This window comes from Cryobacterium sp. TMT2-42-4, assembly GCF_004402645.1.
Lineage (GTDB): Bacteria > Actinomycetota > Actinomycetes > Actinomycetales > Microbacteriaceae > Cryobacterium > Cryobacterium sandaracinum.
In genome coordinates this window covers 1-1,499 of record NZ_SOFT01000038.1, presented here as the reverse complement: position 1 = coordinate 1,499, position 1,499 = coordinate 1, and the positions used below count along the sequence as shown (strand labels likewise).

The window sequence follows — 1,499 nt, the reverse complement described above, 5'->3', positions numbered from 1 at the left end:
GTCGAGCGCGCTGCGGCCAGCGCGCGGGCGGCCGCAGCGGCCGCGGCTGCAGCGGCCGCGAGGCCGAGCAACGGGGGAGGCTCGTCCAGCAGCTCCGGCGGCTCCGGCGGCTCCGTCGGCGGCGGTGGCTGGGCGGTCCCCTCCGGCGGGCGAATCACGGACGGCTACGGCCCGCGTGCGCAGATCTGCGGCAACGACGGCTGCAGCAAGGGCTTCCACAGCGGCACGGACCTCGGCGCCGGCTGCGGTTCGGGAATCTACGCGGCCAGCAGCGGCACCGTCGTCTACGCCGGTCTCTACGGAACCTACGGCAACTTCATTTTGATCCAGCACGCGAACGGCATCTCCACCGGGTATGCCCATATTCGCTCGGGCGGCATCTTCGTCTCCAACGGCGAGAGCGTCTCCGCGGGGGAGAACATTGCCAGCGTTGGGGAGACCGGTGCGGCCAGCGGCTGCCACCTCCACTTCGAGGTGCGCACCAACGGCAGCCAGATCAACCCGGTTCCGTTCATGTCGGACCGGGGCGCGTCCCTTGGCTAGGGACACCGACCGACGGGGGTGGCGCAAGAAGCCCTCCCGTCTGTTCGCGGCGGTCGCCCTAGGAGCGGTCTCGGCATCCGTGGGCGTCGCGGCGCCGGCGGCGTTCGCCGAGCCCGGCTACCCCAGCTGGGACGAGGTGGCGAAGGCCAAGCTCAGCGAAGCAACCAAGCAGGCCGAGATCGAATCGATCACCGAGCTTCTCCAGGGCCTGCAGGTTTCGGCGACGGCGGCCACCAAAGCCTCGCTGATCGCGGCGGAGGCCTACCGGGTCGCGCTGGACGACCTCGAAGCGGCCACGGCCCGTGAAGCGAGCCTGGCGAAGCAGGCCCAGACGGCGGAGGCCCGTGCCGCGACCTCGAAGCTGCGGGCTGGCCTGATCGCAGCCCACCTGGCGAAGACCGGCGCCCAGGATCTGTCGCTGAGCCTGTTTCTCAACGGCGACAACTCCGATGAGTTGCTTGGGCGGCTCGGCACCGCGAGCAAGCTGAGTGAGCAGTCGGACACGATCTACCGCGAAGCGCTGCAGGATAAGAACACCTCCGAGTCGCTCGGGGAGCAGGCGGCATCCGCTGCCGAGGAACGCACCCGGCTCAGCGCGGAATCGCTGGCCAGGTACGAGGCGGCGAATGTGGCCGCGCAGGCCGCCGCGACGGCCTACGAGACCGAGCAACGGCGCTCCACCGAGCTGTTCGCGCAGCTGGCCCTGTTGAAGGACACCACGGCCGAGGCCGAACGCGCCTACCGAGCCGGTCAGGATGCCGAGGCGGCGACGGAGGCCCTCGCCCGGTCGCAGGCGGCGGCCGCCCAAAAGACCGCAGCCGACGCCCAGAAGGCCGCGGGCGGCAAGAGCACGCCCCGGCAGCCCGCGCCCCAGCCCGCAGCACAGCAGCCCGCGTCACGGCCGGTCACCCCGGCCCAGGCGGCCCAGCCGGCAGCCCCGGCAGCCCCTGCGGCTC

Annotated in this window: 2 protein-coding genes; both read left to right on the top strand. The window is 72.0% G+C overall.

What is annotated here, in order from left to right; translation table 11 throughout:
* The coding region (locus E3O18_RS13315) for a M23 family metallopeptidase (RefSeq protein WP_134418315.1) at positions 1 to 543 on the top strand (543 nt) is incomplete at its 5' end.
* On the top strand, positions 536 to 1,499 hold a 964-nt coding region (locus tag E3O18_RS13310), incomplete at its 3' end, for an NlpC/P60 family protein (protein ID WP_134418314.1). The genes E3O18_RS13315 and E3O18_RS13310, both read left to right, overlap by 8 nt.